8 protein-coding genes are annotated in these 12740 nt (G+C 66.6%); 3 read left to right on the plus strand and 5 right to left on the minus strand.

Going from position 1 to position 12740, the window contains the following annotated elements:
* Positions 1–65 precede the first annotated feature (65 nt).
* The 5 genes from KGA66_RS25110 to KGA66_RS25130 form a co-directional block, all read right to left on the minus strand.
* On the minus strand, positions 66–305 hold the full coding sequence (locus KGA66_RS25110) for a helix-turn-helix domain-containing protein (RefSeq protein WP_211471331.1): 240 nt from the start codon (positions 303–305) through the stop codon (positions 66–68).
* A 429-nt stretch (positions 306–734) separates the two neighbouring features.
* Positions 735–3935, minus strand: a complete 3201-nt coding sequence (locus KGA66_RS25115) for a type I restriction endonuclease subunit R (RefSeq protein ID WP_211471332.1) — start codon at positions 3933–3935, stop codon at positions 735–737.
* 1 nt (position 3936) lies between these two features.
* The gene (locus KGA66_RS25120) at positions 3937–5121 is read right to left on the minus strand and encodes a restriction endonuclease subunit S (protein ID WP_211471334.1); all 1185 of its coding nucleotides are present in this window, start codon (positions 5119–5121) and stop codon (positions 3937–3939) included.
* Positions 5114–6733: a class I SAM-dependent DNA methyltransferase gene (locus KGA66_RS25125; protein WP_211471335.1), complete on the minus strand. Its 1620-nt coding sequence runs from the start codon at positions 6731–6733 to the stop codon at positions 5114–5116. Before KGA66_RS25125 ends, KGA66_RS25120 begins: the two co-directional genes overlap by 8 nt.
* A gap of 83 nt (positions 6734–6816) precedes the next feature.
* Positions 6817–8982: a DNA methyltransferase family protein gene (locus tag KGA66_RS25130; RefSeq protein ID WP_211471336.1), complete on the minus strand. Its 2166-nt coding sequence runs from the start codon at positions 8980–8982 to the stop codon at positions 6817–6819.
* A gap of 142 nt (positions 8983–9124) precedes the next feature.
* Here KGA66_RS25130 and KGA66_RS25135 point away from each other — a divergent pair, with 142 nt between their 5' ends.
* The 3 genes from KGA66_RS25135 to KGA66_RS25145 all read left to right on the plus strand — a co-directional run bounded on the left by KGA66_RS25135 (position 9125) and on the right by KGA66_RS25145 (position 12354).
* Positions 9125–9823 (plus strand): DUF4352 domain-containing protein, encoded by a 699-nt coding sequence (locus tag KGA66_RS25135; RefSeq protein WP_211471337.1) that lies wholly within the window; start codon positions 9125–9127, stop codon positions 9821–9823.
* Between the two features lie 228 nt (positions 9824–10051).
* Positions 10052–11722: a DUF6119 family protein gene (locus KGA66_RS25140; RefSeq protein WP_211471339.1), complete on the plus strand. Its 1671-nt coding sequence runs from the start codon at positions 10052–10054 to the stop codon at positions 11720–11722.
* A 269-nt stretch (positions 11723–11991) separates the two neighbouring features.
* Positions 11992–12354 (plus strand): hypothetical protein, encoded by a 363-nt coding sequence (locus KGA66_RS25145; RefSeq protein WP_211471341.1) that lies wholly within the window; start codon positions 11992–11994, stop codon positions 12352–12354.
* Positions 12355–12740: the final 386 nt, after the last annotated feature.

Here is a 12740-nt window from a genome sequence, read left to right on the forward strand (position 1 = left end):
AACCCGTCTGGTGGAGGTTCTTCACCGGTGTGGTGAAGAACCTCCACGGGCCGCGGGCGGGACGCTCACGCCGCAGTGGTCTGCGGCGCGGCGACGGCGGGCGCATCGATGCCCAGCAGGGCGAGCATCGGCGCGGTAGGCACCCGGTAGCTGCCGCCGACGCGCAACACCGGGACGGGGAAGCGGCCGTGGCGGGCCAGCTGATACGCGGTGGTGCGCCCGATTCCCAGGAGTCGGCCGGCGGTGACGATGTCCAGGGTCGGCGGCAGGGTGCGGGGATCGGGCAACGGCGTGGAGCAGCTCATGGGTGCCTCCGGGGGCGGCGGTGCGGGCCCGGCGCTGGCCGGGCGAGGCGATCGGAAGTGCAGACGCCTCATAGATAAACGGGATCGAGAGGCCGGGAAATAACAAGATCGCCGCGAGTACAGCCCCGCTCACGCTCATCAAGGGCGCTGTAACACGCCGCCGGGGTGAATCTCAGCGTTCGCGTCCGTGACGCCGCGCCGTCCCGTGACGCGGTTTGCACCCAACGGCAGCAGCGCGGACAGCCGCTCGATGCCGTGCCGCCGTCGGTCACCGAGGCCGAAGATCATCTGATCGTGAGGCGAAGACTCAGGGTGTACTCTCCCGTCCCCGGCGAGGGTCTGCGTCTGGGCGAGCACACGTTCGACGGCGGCTTGGCGGTCCGGAGGATCGCTGTGTATCTTCAGCTGCTGTTTGATCGCTTGGTGTCGTCAGTGGGCTGGTTCGCTCCACTCTTCGGCGAAGGTCTCGACCTGGCGGATGACGAGTTCGACGGCGGCGGGCTGCCTGTCCGGCGGGTAGCCGTACTTGCGCAGCAGGCGTTTGATGGTGCTGCGCAGCTTGGCTTGGACGGCTTCGCGTTGCAGCCAGTCGGTCTTCAGGTCCCTGCGGAGGGCTTCGACGAGATCGCGGGCGATCTGGGCGAGTACATCGGTGCCCATCACGTCCACGGCCGAGGGATTCTCGGCGACCGCGTCGTACAGGGCGAGTTCGTTGTCACCCAGCGGCGGGGTGAAGTTCTGGCCGCGGGACTCGTCCGCGTGCAGCTGCTTCGCCATCTCGACCAGTTCCGCGATGACCTGGGCGCTGGTCAGCTGCTGGTTGTGGTACTTGTTCATCAGGGTTTGGAGTCGCTCGGAGAAGGCTTGCTGGCGCACGAGGTTGTGCTTGTTGACCTTGCGCATGCGGGCCTCGACCAGGCGGCGCAGCGCCTCGGCCTGCAGATGCGGGGTCGCGGATTCCTGCAGCTTCTTGATATACGCGGCGTCCAGGTGGCTTAGGTCCGGCAGTTCGATGCCGGCCTCGGCGTACAGGTCGGTGACGCCGCCGGCCTCTATGGCCTTGGCGGCCAGTTGCCGCAGCAGAAATTCGACACCGCGCGGGGTCGGCAGGCCCCGGGCCTCGTTCGCGTCCGCGTCAAACTTGAGCATCCACACGCGCACGTCGTGGAAGTAGCCGATATCGTCGACCAGGTCGCGCAGGTCTTCGCGCTTGGCTGAGCACAGCGCGTAGAGCCGCTCGAGCTTCGTGGACTCGTGCCGGAAGCGGGTGCCGAGGTCCTCATCGCCCGGGTCGACGAGGTTGTCCGGGTGCTGCGGGCTGCGTAGCTTGTCGACGAGGAAAAGGACCGCCGAGATGTATTTTCCGTTGCGGGCGGCGCGGTCGAGAGCGGCGCGCCACGGGATTCCGGTGAGCATCCGGCACAGGTTCTCGTGGGTCTCGCGCGTCTCGCGGACAGCCGCGGCGATGTCCCGGCCGAGCGTCGGATCGCTCTGCTCGTCGTGGTCGGTGGTGCTGTATTCCGCGAGGGCTTCGTGCAGCTTGTCCGTCAGCGCCGCGTAGCCGACGAGCAGGCCGTCCTGCTTGTCCATGAAGCGACGGTTCACGCGGGCCAGGGCCTGCATCAGGTTTGCGCCGTGTAGCGGCTTGTCCATGTACATGGTGTGCAGCGGCGGCGCGTCGTAGCCGGTGAGCAGCATGTCGCAGACGATCAGGAGTTCCAGCGGGTCGTTCTCGTCCTTCGCGCGGGCTTGGACGGCCTTGCTCTGGCTGGGGCGCAGCAGGTGTTTCTTCAGGTGCGCCGGGTCGCTGTTGCCGCCCGAGAACACGATCTTCATCAGACCCTTGTCGGGCGCGTCGTCGTGCCAGTGCGGGCGTCGCTCGCGTAGCGCGTCGTAGAGCTTGACGCACACGTTCCGGCTCACGCAGACGATCATCGCCTTGCCGCTGTGGCCGTCGAGGAACGGGCGCATGCGTTCGCGCCGCTCCTCCCAGTGCGCGATCAGGTCGTCGGCGAGCTTGGCGATACGGGCGTCCGCGCCGAACAGGTCCTCCAGACGGATCGCGGCGCGCTCGGCGTCCCGGCGCTCCTGTTCGGTCAGGCCCTCGGTGGCGCGCGAAGCGGCTTCATCGAGCGCTGTCAGGTCACCGGTCGGTTGCAGGTCGACCAGGCGGCTGTCGTGCAGGACGCGGACGGTTGCCTCGTCGTCCACGGCGCGGCGCAGGTCGTAGATGTCGATGTACTTGCCGAAGATGTGGCGGGTGTTGCGGTCGGCCTTGGACAGGGGAGTGCCGGTGAACGCGAGGAGCGTCGCTTTCGGCAGGGCGTCGCGGATGTGTTTGGCGTAGCCGTCGAGGGTGTCGTAGTGGCTGCGGTGCGCCTCGTCGACCATCAGGATGATGTTGCGGCGCTCGGAGAGCAGCGGGTGGTCGAGGTTGGCGTCCTTCTCGGCCTTGGTGCGGCCGAACTTCTGCAGCACGACGAACAGGATTCCGCCGGTGCGCACGTTCGCCAGTTCGTCGCGCAGTGCTTCCCGGGTCTTGATCTGTTTGGGTGCGGCCGGGAGGATCGAGCTTTCCTGGAAGGTGTTGAACAGCTGGTCGTCCAGGTCGAGCCGGTCGGTCACGACCACGATGGTGGGGTTGCCGAGCGCGGGGCCCTTCATCGCGCGTGCGGCGGTGAGCACCATCTCTTCGCTCTTGCCGGAGCCCTGCGTGTGCCAGACGACGCCGGCCTTGCCGTCTTCCCGGGTCGCGCGCACGATCGCGCGGGCGGCCTTGGTGACCGCGAAGTACTGGTGCGGCTTGGCGATCCGCTTCTGTTTCTTGTCCCCGGTGTCGGCGAAGTTGACGAAGCCGGAGAGCAGGTCGATGAGCCGGTTCTGCTCGAACAGGCCGTGCAGGGAGATGCCCAGGGCCGTGCCGCCGAAGTCGAGTGCCTTGCCGGTGTCGACGGGGATGCCGTTCTCGTCCACGTTCCAGCGCGCGTAGTGCTCGAATGGCGTGAACGCGGTGCCGTAGCGGGCGTTGACGCCGTCGGAGGCCAGGCAGAGCAGGTTGAACCGGTAGGCGAGGGGGAGGTCGCTGCGGTAGTTCATCAGCTGCCGGAACGCGATCTCGACGGTTGCGTCCTCTTCGCCGGGTTTCTTCAGCTCGATGAAGACCAGGGGCATACCGTTGACGTAGAGGACGACGTCGAACCGGCAGTGCTTGTTGCCGTCCTTGACGGTGACCTGGTTGACGGCGAGGAAGTCGTTCGCCTCGGGGTTGGCGTAGTCGATCAGGCGGACGGTCGGGGAGTGCTCCGCGCCGAACTCGTCGGTGTAGGTGATCCGGACGCCCTTGGTCAGGAAGTCGTGGACCCGCTTGTTCTCCGCGAATGCGTCCTGTGATTTGGCGGTGACGAGTTCCGTGTATGCGTCGTTGACCGCGCTGGTGGGCAGCTGGGGGTTGAGGCGAGCGATCGCCTCGCGGATCCGGTGCGGGATGTGCAGTTCGGCCCAGGACTCGCGCTCGCCGGAACGCGGGCTGATGTCTCTGCCGGCCTTCGATGGCCAGGCGAGTTCACCGAGTTCGTCGAGCAGGACGAGTTCGAGGGCGTCCTCGGACATCCCGGTCGGGGAAGGGGACATGTCAGGTCACGTCCTCGACGACGGACTCGGCTTGCTTGACAGTGAGCTGACCCGACATGAGCTTCGGCAGGAGCGTGTCGCGGAGGGCGGTGAGGGACACCACTTCCTGCAGGACAGCGTTCGAACTGTTCTCTAGCGCAGAGAGCCGTGCCGCCAATTCGTTACGGCCAAAATCAGGGATGCGGACTTTGACTGTTCCCAGTTTTGCCCGGCTCAATTCTGTTTGCCCGGTCGATCCCTCGCCCATTGCCTCAATCTCAGGCTGTGCCGCGAGTAGAGCGAAGCCGCCAATGATTGGCTGTACGACAGCTGGGTTGACCCGAACGATTGTGACATGTGAGTCAACTGTCGCTTCAAGGTCGTGAGACCAAATACCTACACGTCCGAGGGTCCCGACACCAGTGGAATTAATTAACACGTCACCAAAACGGAGCTTCCTATCTACATGCACTCGCGCTGTCTGTGTCTTTCGCGCTGAGCCAAGGAGGATACGGCCATCACGGACACACTTCTGGTTAATCACGAGCATACTGTCGCAGTCAGAGTACTTTGGCGACTGGCCACGGTTGAGATAAGACGAGAACCCTTCGATGGACATGATGACGCTGCGCGCCGCACAAGCGTCGACGTACAAGGCGGAAGCGAGTTGGCGAGCCGTCGCCGCGATGCGTTCGTTGACTGCGATCTTGTCGTCCAGTGCCCCGAGTACTGCTGCGATGGCATGCTGCTCGGCCAAGCTCGGAAGTCTGATCCTTAGCTTCTTCGCAGATGCTACGTTGAAGTGTTGCTGGACCGCACCTACGGTATGCGCTCGAACGAAATCATGCGCCGTTTCGTTGATGGCATAACAGAGAAATCGCCCGTTGACTCCACTGCCCGGCCGTGCGATTACCACATCGGAGCAGTTTGCTGGCCCAAATCCTTCCGGGATAATTGCCGTGGCGCCGGGCTCGCCAGTTCGAACGATAACGAGATCTCCCGGGAAGAGCTGCGACTTGCTTAGTCGAGCATGAAATTCATTAGAGATATACTTAATGCCATCCAAGCCCAATCTGCCAGGCCGGATATTCAGTGAGCGCAAGAATTTTACTCCGCTGGGAACGTACTCAGCCACCATGGAACCGACATGGCCAACCGTGATTCGGTTACATAGGTCGCCGAGTTCGCGCTCTCGCCACTCAGACATTGACCCTCCCCAACTGCTCGCGGACGACCTTCTCTAGCTCAGCCGACTTCTCGAACAGTCCGAACAATTCCTTCGTCAATCGGTCGATCTTTTCGGCGATCGGCTCATCATCGGAATCATCGACCTCTGCCGCGCCGACGTACCTTCCCGGGGTCAGCACGTAGTCGTGCTTGCGGATGTCCTCGAGGCTCGCCGAGTAACAGAACCCCGCGACGTCCTCGTATTTCGCGCCTTCCGCCTTCGCCGAAGCGGTGCCGCGCCAGGCGTGGTACGCGCCCGCGATCTTCGCCAGGTCCTCCGCGGTGAGTACCCGCTCGGTGCGGTCCACCATCGTGCCCATGTTGCGTGCGTCGATGAACAGGACCTGTCCCGCTCGGTCGGACAGTTTCCCTCCGCGCGAGGTCTTGTCCTTCGTCAGGAACCACAGGCACGCCGGGATCTGGGTCGAGCGGAACAGCTGTGACGGCAGTGCGACCATGCACGAGACCAGGTCCGCCTCGACCATCGACTTGCGGATTTCGCCTTCGCCGGACTGCTTGGAACTCATCGAGCCGTTGGCGAGTACCACCCCGGCGCTGCCGCGGTCGCTGAGCTTGTAGAGGATGTGCTGGAGCCACGCGTAGTTCGCGTTGCCCTGCGGCGGGACACCGTACTTCCAGCGCTTGTCCTCGCTCTTTCGCGCCCAGTCGCTCATGTTGAACGGCGGATTTGCCAGGATGTAGTCGGCGCGCAGGTCCGGGTGCTTGTCGTCGGCGAAGGTGTCCGCCCAGCGCGGGCCGAGGTTGCCTTCGATGCCGTGGATCGCCAGGTTCATCTTCGCCAGGCGCCAGGTGCGTTCGGTGAATTCCTGTCCGTAGACCGAAAGGTCGGCCTTGTGGGTCTTGCCGCGGTGGGCCTCGATGAACTTGCCGGCCTGCACGAACATGCCGCCGGAGCCGCAGCAGGGGTCGTATACCCGGCCCTCGTACGGTTCCAGTACCTCCACCAGAAGCCTGACGACGCTTGCCGGGGTGTAGAACTCTCCGGCGCGCTTGCCTTCTGCGGCGGCGAACTTCGCGAGGAAGTATTCGTAGACTTCGCCGAGTACGTCCTGTGCGCTCTTGCCGGCGTGTCCGGTGAACCGGGCGTCGTTCATCAGGTTGACCAGGCCGGCCAGGCGGGTCTGGTCTACGTTGTCCCGGTTGAAGATCATGGGCAGGACGCCCTTGAGGCGGGCGTTGCCGTTCATGATGGCGAGCATCGCGGCGTCGAGCAGTTCGCCGATCCGGCCCCCGGCCGCGCGTTCGGCCAGGAAGTCCCAGCGGGCCTCGGCGGGTACCCAGAAGACGTTCTCGCCGGTGTACTCGTCCTCGTCTTCGAGCGTGTCCTTGATGTTCTGCTCGCTCGCGCCCTCGGCCTCCAGGTCCGCCCGGATTGCCGCCCGGCGGTCCACGAACGCGTCCGAGACGTACTTGAGGAACACCAGGCCGAGGACGAATTCCTTGTACTGCGAGGCGTCCATCGAACCGCGAAGCTTGTCCGCGGCCTGCCACATGATGTCCTGGATGTCCTTGGTGCTGGTGGCGCCGAACAGTTCGCCCTGTGCGGCGGTGGCGCGTTTGCGGGGAGGCACTGCTTCTCGCTCCTGGTGGTCGGTGGTCGGTGGTCGTCGGTCGGTAAGTGATCGTTAGCTGGTTGCGGTTGCTGGTTGACCGCTTAGCGGTCGCTCGGTTCGAATGCTGCGGGGGCCGGGCCGACGGTGAGGGTTCCGTCGGCCAGGCCGCGTCTCGTCAGGCCGTGGATCAGGTCGATCGAGGCGAGCTGGCCGGCTATCAGCGCTCGTCGATCATTGAGGTCTTTCAACAGTCTGTCGTAGTGTTGGATGTCGCGTGTGCTGAGCAGCGGCAGTTCGAAGTCCTCGAGTTTCCGGGCCGCGCGCACCGCGGTTCCGGCTCGCCCGGTGCCGTGCGCGGCCTCCAGGAGCGCCGCAAGAACCCGGGGTGTCGGCTGCGGGTTTCGACGGTGCTCAAGGATCCGCAGCACTCGCGCGGGGAACTCGACGACATTCGCGCCCTGTTCGTCCACCAGAACCGTCACGTCACCATTCAGGCACACCACGAGGTCTCCGGGCCGGGTCAGCTGGGCGTGTCCGTAATTCGCCGTCAGCGTGAGCAGATCGATGTGCCGCTCGCCGACCTCGGCGCGGCCCGCCACTTCCGCGGTGCCGATCACGGCGTGATTGCCGCCCGGCGCGAGATGTGCGGCGTCCAGTCGCAGCCCCGCAATGACCTCGATCCGCTTGGCTGTGATCAGCGCGCCGAGTGTCGTTCTCGCCGGGACCTGGTCGGTGCGGCGTTGGGCGACGCCGCGCAGCGGGCCGCGCTTGCCCGCGCCCTGTGTCTCCTGCTTGGCCAGCTGTGCCTCGGCCTGCCGGATCGCCTGGACTCGCTCGTCGATTCCGAGCACCCACTCGTAGACCGACGGCTTGCGAGGTGGGTCGAGCGGCGCCCCTGGGCGTTGCGCGAGTTCTCGGATGTCGATCGGTGCCCCGCTGCGGGGACTGTGCCCGGCCGGGTCGTAGCCCGCGGCGCGCCAGTGCCGTACGTCCTCGGTGAGCTTTCGGGTCACCTCGGAGGTCAGTGCCTGCGCCGAGACGTCGCACAGCAGTACCCTGCCACGGGCCTTCGGTACCGGGTTTCGGCGCAGGATCCACAGGGAGCTGTGGTAGCCGGGGCGGAACGGGATCATGCCGCCGGGCAAGCGGACGACGGCCTCGGCCAGGCCTGTGTCGAGCAGGCGCTGGCGTTCGCGTTCCGCCTGCGACATCGGGGCCAGCGGGCCGACGAGCGCGTCGGCCGGTCCGAGCACGATCGTCGTGGCGCATGTGTCCCCGGACTCGTCCAGCACCCGCCGGATCTGCGCGAAGACGGATGCGGGGTCGCGCTGCTCTCCGACCCGGTACGGTAGGCAGATCACGGCGATATCCGGCTCGGCCAGGTCGCGCTGGATCTCCGTGCCGATTTGTACGTCGAGGTCCATGTAGTCCACGCCCCGGATGAGCATTCTTCGGCGGCTGAGCCGTGCCCGTAGGGGATCGGCTTCGGCGGCGAGCACTCGGATGCGGGCCTCGGGTCCGGCGTTCTCGGCCAACGCCTGCAGCACATCCCCGGCGCCGGCGTGGAAGTCGGCGAACGCTACGGCCTGATGCTTGCTGGCGTGCGCCTCTGCGCCGGAGAGCTGCGCGATCAGCAGCGTGAGTTGCGGGGCGAGTGCGTTCACGGTCAGTTCGGTGAGTCCCAGGCGGTGACGTGCGGCCAGCAGCTTTTCGTGTGCGTTGGCCGGGCCGTACGCGGCCTCGGTCAACGAGTCCGCGAGGCGGGCCAAGGCGACCGTCGACGCGTCGGCGCTCTCGATCTCGCCGAGGAGGAATTCGTCGTCCTCGTCTTCCTCCCGTGCACGCGCGACGATCCGAGCCCAGGCGCGCTCGCAGGACTCTGCGTCGCCGGCCGCGCTACCGTCGCCGGCGGAGAAAAGCGGCTCGTCGTGGTCATCCAGGGCGCGCAGGCAAAGCAGAGCGCTGGTGACCTCCAGCAGTCGAGTCGGCTCGAACTGCGTGGCGTACGCGGCGAGCGAGTGCAGCGCGCCCTCGAACTGCAGCTCCGAGGGCTGCGCGTGGCCGAGCGTGTTGTGGGCCAGTAGCCATCCGGTGACTTGCCCGGCGTCGAACTGCGGCCGCGCGGCGTCCGTGCCGATCTGCGCCGGGAAGTCCGGGAACCGGCGCCGCCAGTTCGTGACGGCGGGCCGACTGACCCCGGCCAACTGTGAGATCTCGGCGAGTGTCATCAGACCGGAGGCGCCGACCGGGCCTGGTGCGTCGTGCACGTCGGTCCTCCCTTTTTGGCCCATGGCATCTTAGGCGCGCGTCCTGGCTCTCGACAGCTGCGCGGCAATTCAGCACTCTAACGATTCGAGGCGAACTGTGCATTCGCGATCTTTGTTAACCCTCGTTAACACCAAATGAGCTATGCGTGTAAGCGCTGTTGCCTCCATGGTGTGGACACGCCGCGAACAGCCGGCGCTGATCACCAAGGGAGTGGTAATGATCAACCTGCGCGCGAACCTCCGCACCACCCGCGCCATGGGCATGACTCTCGTCACCGCCGGCCTGGCCGTCACCGCGGGAGCTTGCGCGATGCCGTCCACCGGCAACGTCAACACCTCGGCCGACACAACCCACACCACGGCCGCCATCACCACCACTGCGACGGCGACGGCCGACGCCGCAGCCACCGGCTCGAAGGCGGCGAAGCTCGGCGACTCGATCACGCTCGCCGGCGACCGGGCCGGCGACAAGCTCACCGTCACCCTGGTGAAGGTCGCCACCTCCGGCGTCTCGGCCACCGACGGCTTCTCCACGCCGGACGCCGGCAAGCACTACATCGCCGTCCAGTTCCGCCTCACCGACTCGGGCACCGGGGCCTACAGCGACGACCCGTACCTGGAGGCCAAGGTCCTGGACGCCGCCGGGCAGTCCTACGACCCGGAAATCATGCTCACGACGACCTCGGCCGGCCAGGGCCTGGCCTCCACGGTGAACATCGCGCCCGGCGACACGCAGCTGGGCTACATCGTCTTCCAGATGCCCAATGGTGACGCCCCGGCACGGATCCAGTACTCGCTGGACGCCGGCCTCGGCGCCACCGCGCAGTGGAGTCTGTCGTGAACTCCCGCCCGACCTGCGTCCGCTTCCGGTCCCGCTCTCGATCCCGTCACCGGACCGACCGCGGCACGTGGCGCCCGACCTGCCGGACGCGGTAGCTCGCCGCGTAACCCACACGCCGCCCGACGCGACCGTCGCGTCCGGCTCGCACCGCGAATCGCGGTGCGAGCCGGACGCCGGGCCTGCACGAGGCCGATTCTCTTTACTGGTTCACGCCGAAGGGGGCCACCCATGCCCACCCCACGCACCACCAGCGACATCCGCACCCTGTACAAGCTGCAGCGCACCGTGCCCAACGTCGACGACATCCTCGACCTCTTCGACGCGACGCTGCTGGATGACCTCGGCGCGCAGATCGGATTCCCGGACTACGGCCCGGACGTGCCGGCCATGCTTATCCAGGCCCAATGGCCCGTCTTGCGGGCCAGTTGGTGTGAGCAGGCGTCCGTGACCACCGGACTGCCGGTCACGGGCGTGCACCAGGAATCCGGCGCCCTGCTCGTCTTCGCCGTGGACGGCGACTTGTACGTGCTCGTATACGGCGACGGCCACCGCCTCGTGCCCGACGAGCTGAAGGACCAGCGCTTCGGGCTGCGATTCGTGGCCCGCACGATCAACACCGAGAAGGTGAACACCTTCACCCGGCGCAGCCTGGGCGCGGGCGGGCGCACCGACATCACCCACGTCGCCGCCGGCGCGCCCTGGTGGATGCTCAGCGTGCACTCCGAGCTTCAGATCGTCCGCAACCTCGGCGGAAAGGTCTCCGGAGACTTCCAGCTGACCTGCGCCGGAAACCGGTCCCGCGCGGTGACACTGCACGGCGGCGTCGGCCTGCGCGCCCGCTTCGGCTTGGACGGCGCAGACCTGATCGCGGACGTGCGTGAAATCGCGCGAGTCCTGCGGGAGCTGAGCCCCGCCCCGGGCCTGGAGATCATCGACCACATCGAGCCCGTGACCGAGACGGCCATACTCTCCCATCTCGAAGACGACCTCGACGCGCGCCTCGGCCGCGGCAGCGCCACCGGGATCACGCTCATCGCGCCCGACGAACACCAGCAAGCCTGGCAGGACGCGAAATCGTTCCGGCTGCGCATCGGCTCGGCGTCCTCGGCCACGACCACCCCCGAACCCCGCGTCGGCGAGATCGTGCGGCGCGCGTCCCTACAGCCGCCCGGCAAGCGCATCACCGCGCTCAAGCGAGGCACCATCGACCTCTACGGCGACCACAAGAGCAAGGACAAGCTCGCCACCCTGGCCCCGTATAAGTGCCTGGAAGTCGAGACCCCGGTCCGGTCCCGCCGCTTCGCCCTCATGGAAGGGCACTGGTATGAACTCGACGCCGGCTACCTCGACGCCCGCCGCGCCCGCGTTCGCGCCCTATTCCCTCAGCAGCCCACCCTCACACTGCCCGGCTGGAACCGACGGGACCACCCGCGCGAAGAGGACTACTGCCTCACCCTGCCGGGCCGCATCGGCGGGTACGTCAACCTGGACCAGAAGACGATCCACAACCCGATTCGCCCGACCACCGGGACCCTGGAGATCTGCGACGGACTCGCCGCAGACGACACCCTCGTCCTGATCAAGCGGGCAGCGAGCGCCAAACCCCTCAGCCACCTGTTCTGGCAGGGCATCAACGCAGCCCAGGCCCTAACCGGCCACGCCGTCGCCCGCGCCGAGTTCGCCGCGCTCGTCGCGCAGCACGGTAACGGCCGCACCATCCCACCGGACTTCGTCCCCACGAAGATGGTCTTCGCCATCCTGCACGAGCACGATCGCCCGGTCACTCCCGAGGCCCTGCCTCCCTTCGCATTGCTCGCGCTTGCCACGACCGCCGACCTCCTGAACGGGACCGGCATCGAAGTCGAGGTGATCAGCATCAGCCCACGTGACGGTGAATGACTCCTTCCTGGGGCTCCGGACGCGGCAGCCGCGCCCGGAGGCGGCTGTGGTGCGTGCGCAACGACAATCAGGCCACGGATTGCGGTGCAGACCCAGCGTTGCCGGAGCCAAAGGTCTCGATCATCGCGCGCAATCGGGTCGGTGTGCACGTTCCTTGCGGCGAGGTGTTCGACAGTCGGCAGGGCACGCAGCAGGCATCCAGTAATCGACCTCTGATACAGTCACTGCCTGCTCGCTGAGCGTGCTCGCATGAGGGGGAGAGGTCTGCGATGACGCTTGATCCGCCCATGGAGGTGGTGCAGTTCCTCCAGTTCATCGGGATCGACTGGCCGATGATCAACGAGGACGCGGTGCGGGAGGTCGCCGGGTACATCGAGGAGTTCGCCGGCCGGATCGAGCAGGCGCACCAGGACGCGACGATGACGATACGGCAGATGGGCACGGCGTATCAGGGTGCGTCCTACGAGCTGCTGGCGCAGCGCTGGGCGCAGATGTCCTCCCGGCATGAGCGAGTTGCTGGACACCTGCCGTGGCGTTGTAGCCGCGCTGCACGGGGCGGCGGACTTCACCGTGGCGCAGAAGGGCGTGGCGATCGCGGAGTTGGTGGGGCTGGCGGCGTCGTTCGAGGCTAACACTCACCTCATGTTGTCATCAACCTGGTAACTCGCCGGAGGGTCGTGCACAGTCCCTGGGGGTACGAGTTTGGACGCGCCGTCGCTCTGTCACGCGTGGGGTGGTGTCCGCCGTTTCGGGAGGCGGACGAGTTGCGCGTCCCGCGGGTGTCGGCGTCTTTCTGTCGTTGTTGCCGTTGGTTGTGTGCGGCGGGTGCGGCTGAATCGAGCTTTGTGCGTGGTCTGATGGGCTAGGGGCCGGGCATTTGTGTGCCCGGCCCCTAGCCCCGTAGTTCGCATGTAGCGATTTGGGCTGACTGGACGTCGAAACGGCGGACGGCGGGGGGTGGCTGGGTGTTGGCTGTCGGGTATGTCGAAGGGTTCGAAGTCGCCGAGGGCGCGGACGG

The organism is Actinocrinis puniceicyclus, from assembly GCF_018283645.1.
Taxonomy (GTDB): Bacteria; Actinomycetota; Actinomycetes; order Streptomycetales; family Catenulisporaceae; genus Actinocrinis; species Actinocrinis puniceicyclus.

Bases quoted from the DNA above. Each gene is read 5' to 3' on its own strand.
- KGA66_RS25110 (WP_211471331.1), bottom strand. From the start codon at position 305: ATGAGCTGCTCCACGCCGTTGCCCGATCCCCGCACCCTGCCGCCGACC.
- KGA66_RS25115 (WP_211471332.1), bottom strand. From the start codon at position 3,935: ATGTCCCCTTCCCCGACCGGGATGTCCGAGGACGCCCTCGAACTCGTC.
- KGA66_RS25120 (WP_211471334.1), bottom strand. From the start codon at position 5,121: ATGTCTGAGTGGCGAGAGCGCGAACTCGGCGACCTATGTAACCGAATC.
- KGA66_RS25135 (WP_211471337.1), top strand. From the start codon at position 9,125: ATGCGTGTAAGCGCTGTTGCCTCCATGGTGTGGACACGCCGCGAACAG.
- KGA66_RS25140 (WP_211471339.1), top strand. From the start codon at position 10,052: ATGCCCACCCCACGCACCACCAGCGACATCCGCACCCTGTACAAGCTG.
- KGA66_RS25145 (WP_211471341.1), top strand. From the start codon at position 11,992: ATGACGCTTGATCCGCCCATGGAGGTGGTGCAGTTCCTCCAGTTCATC.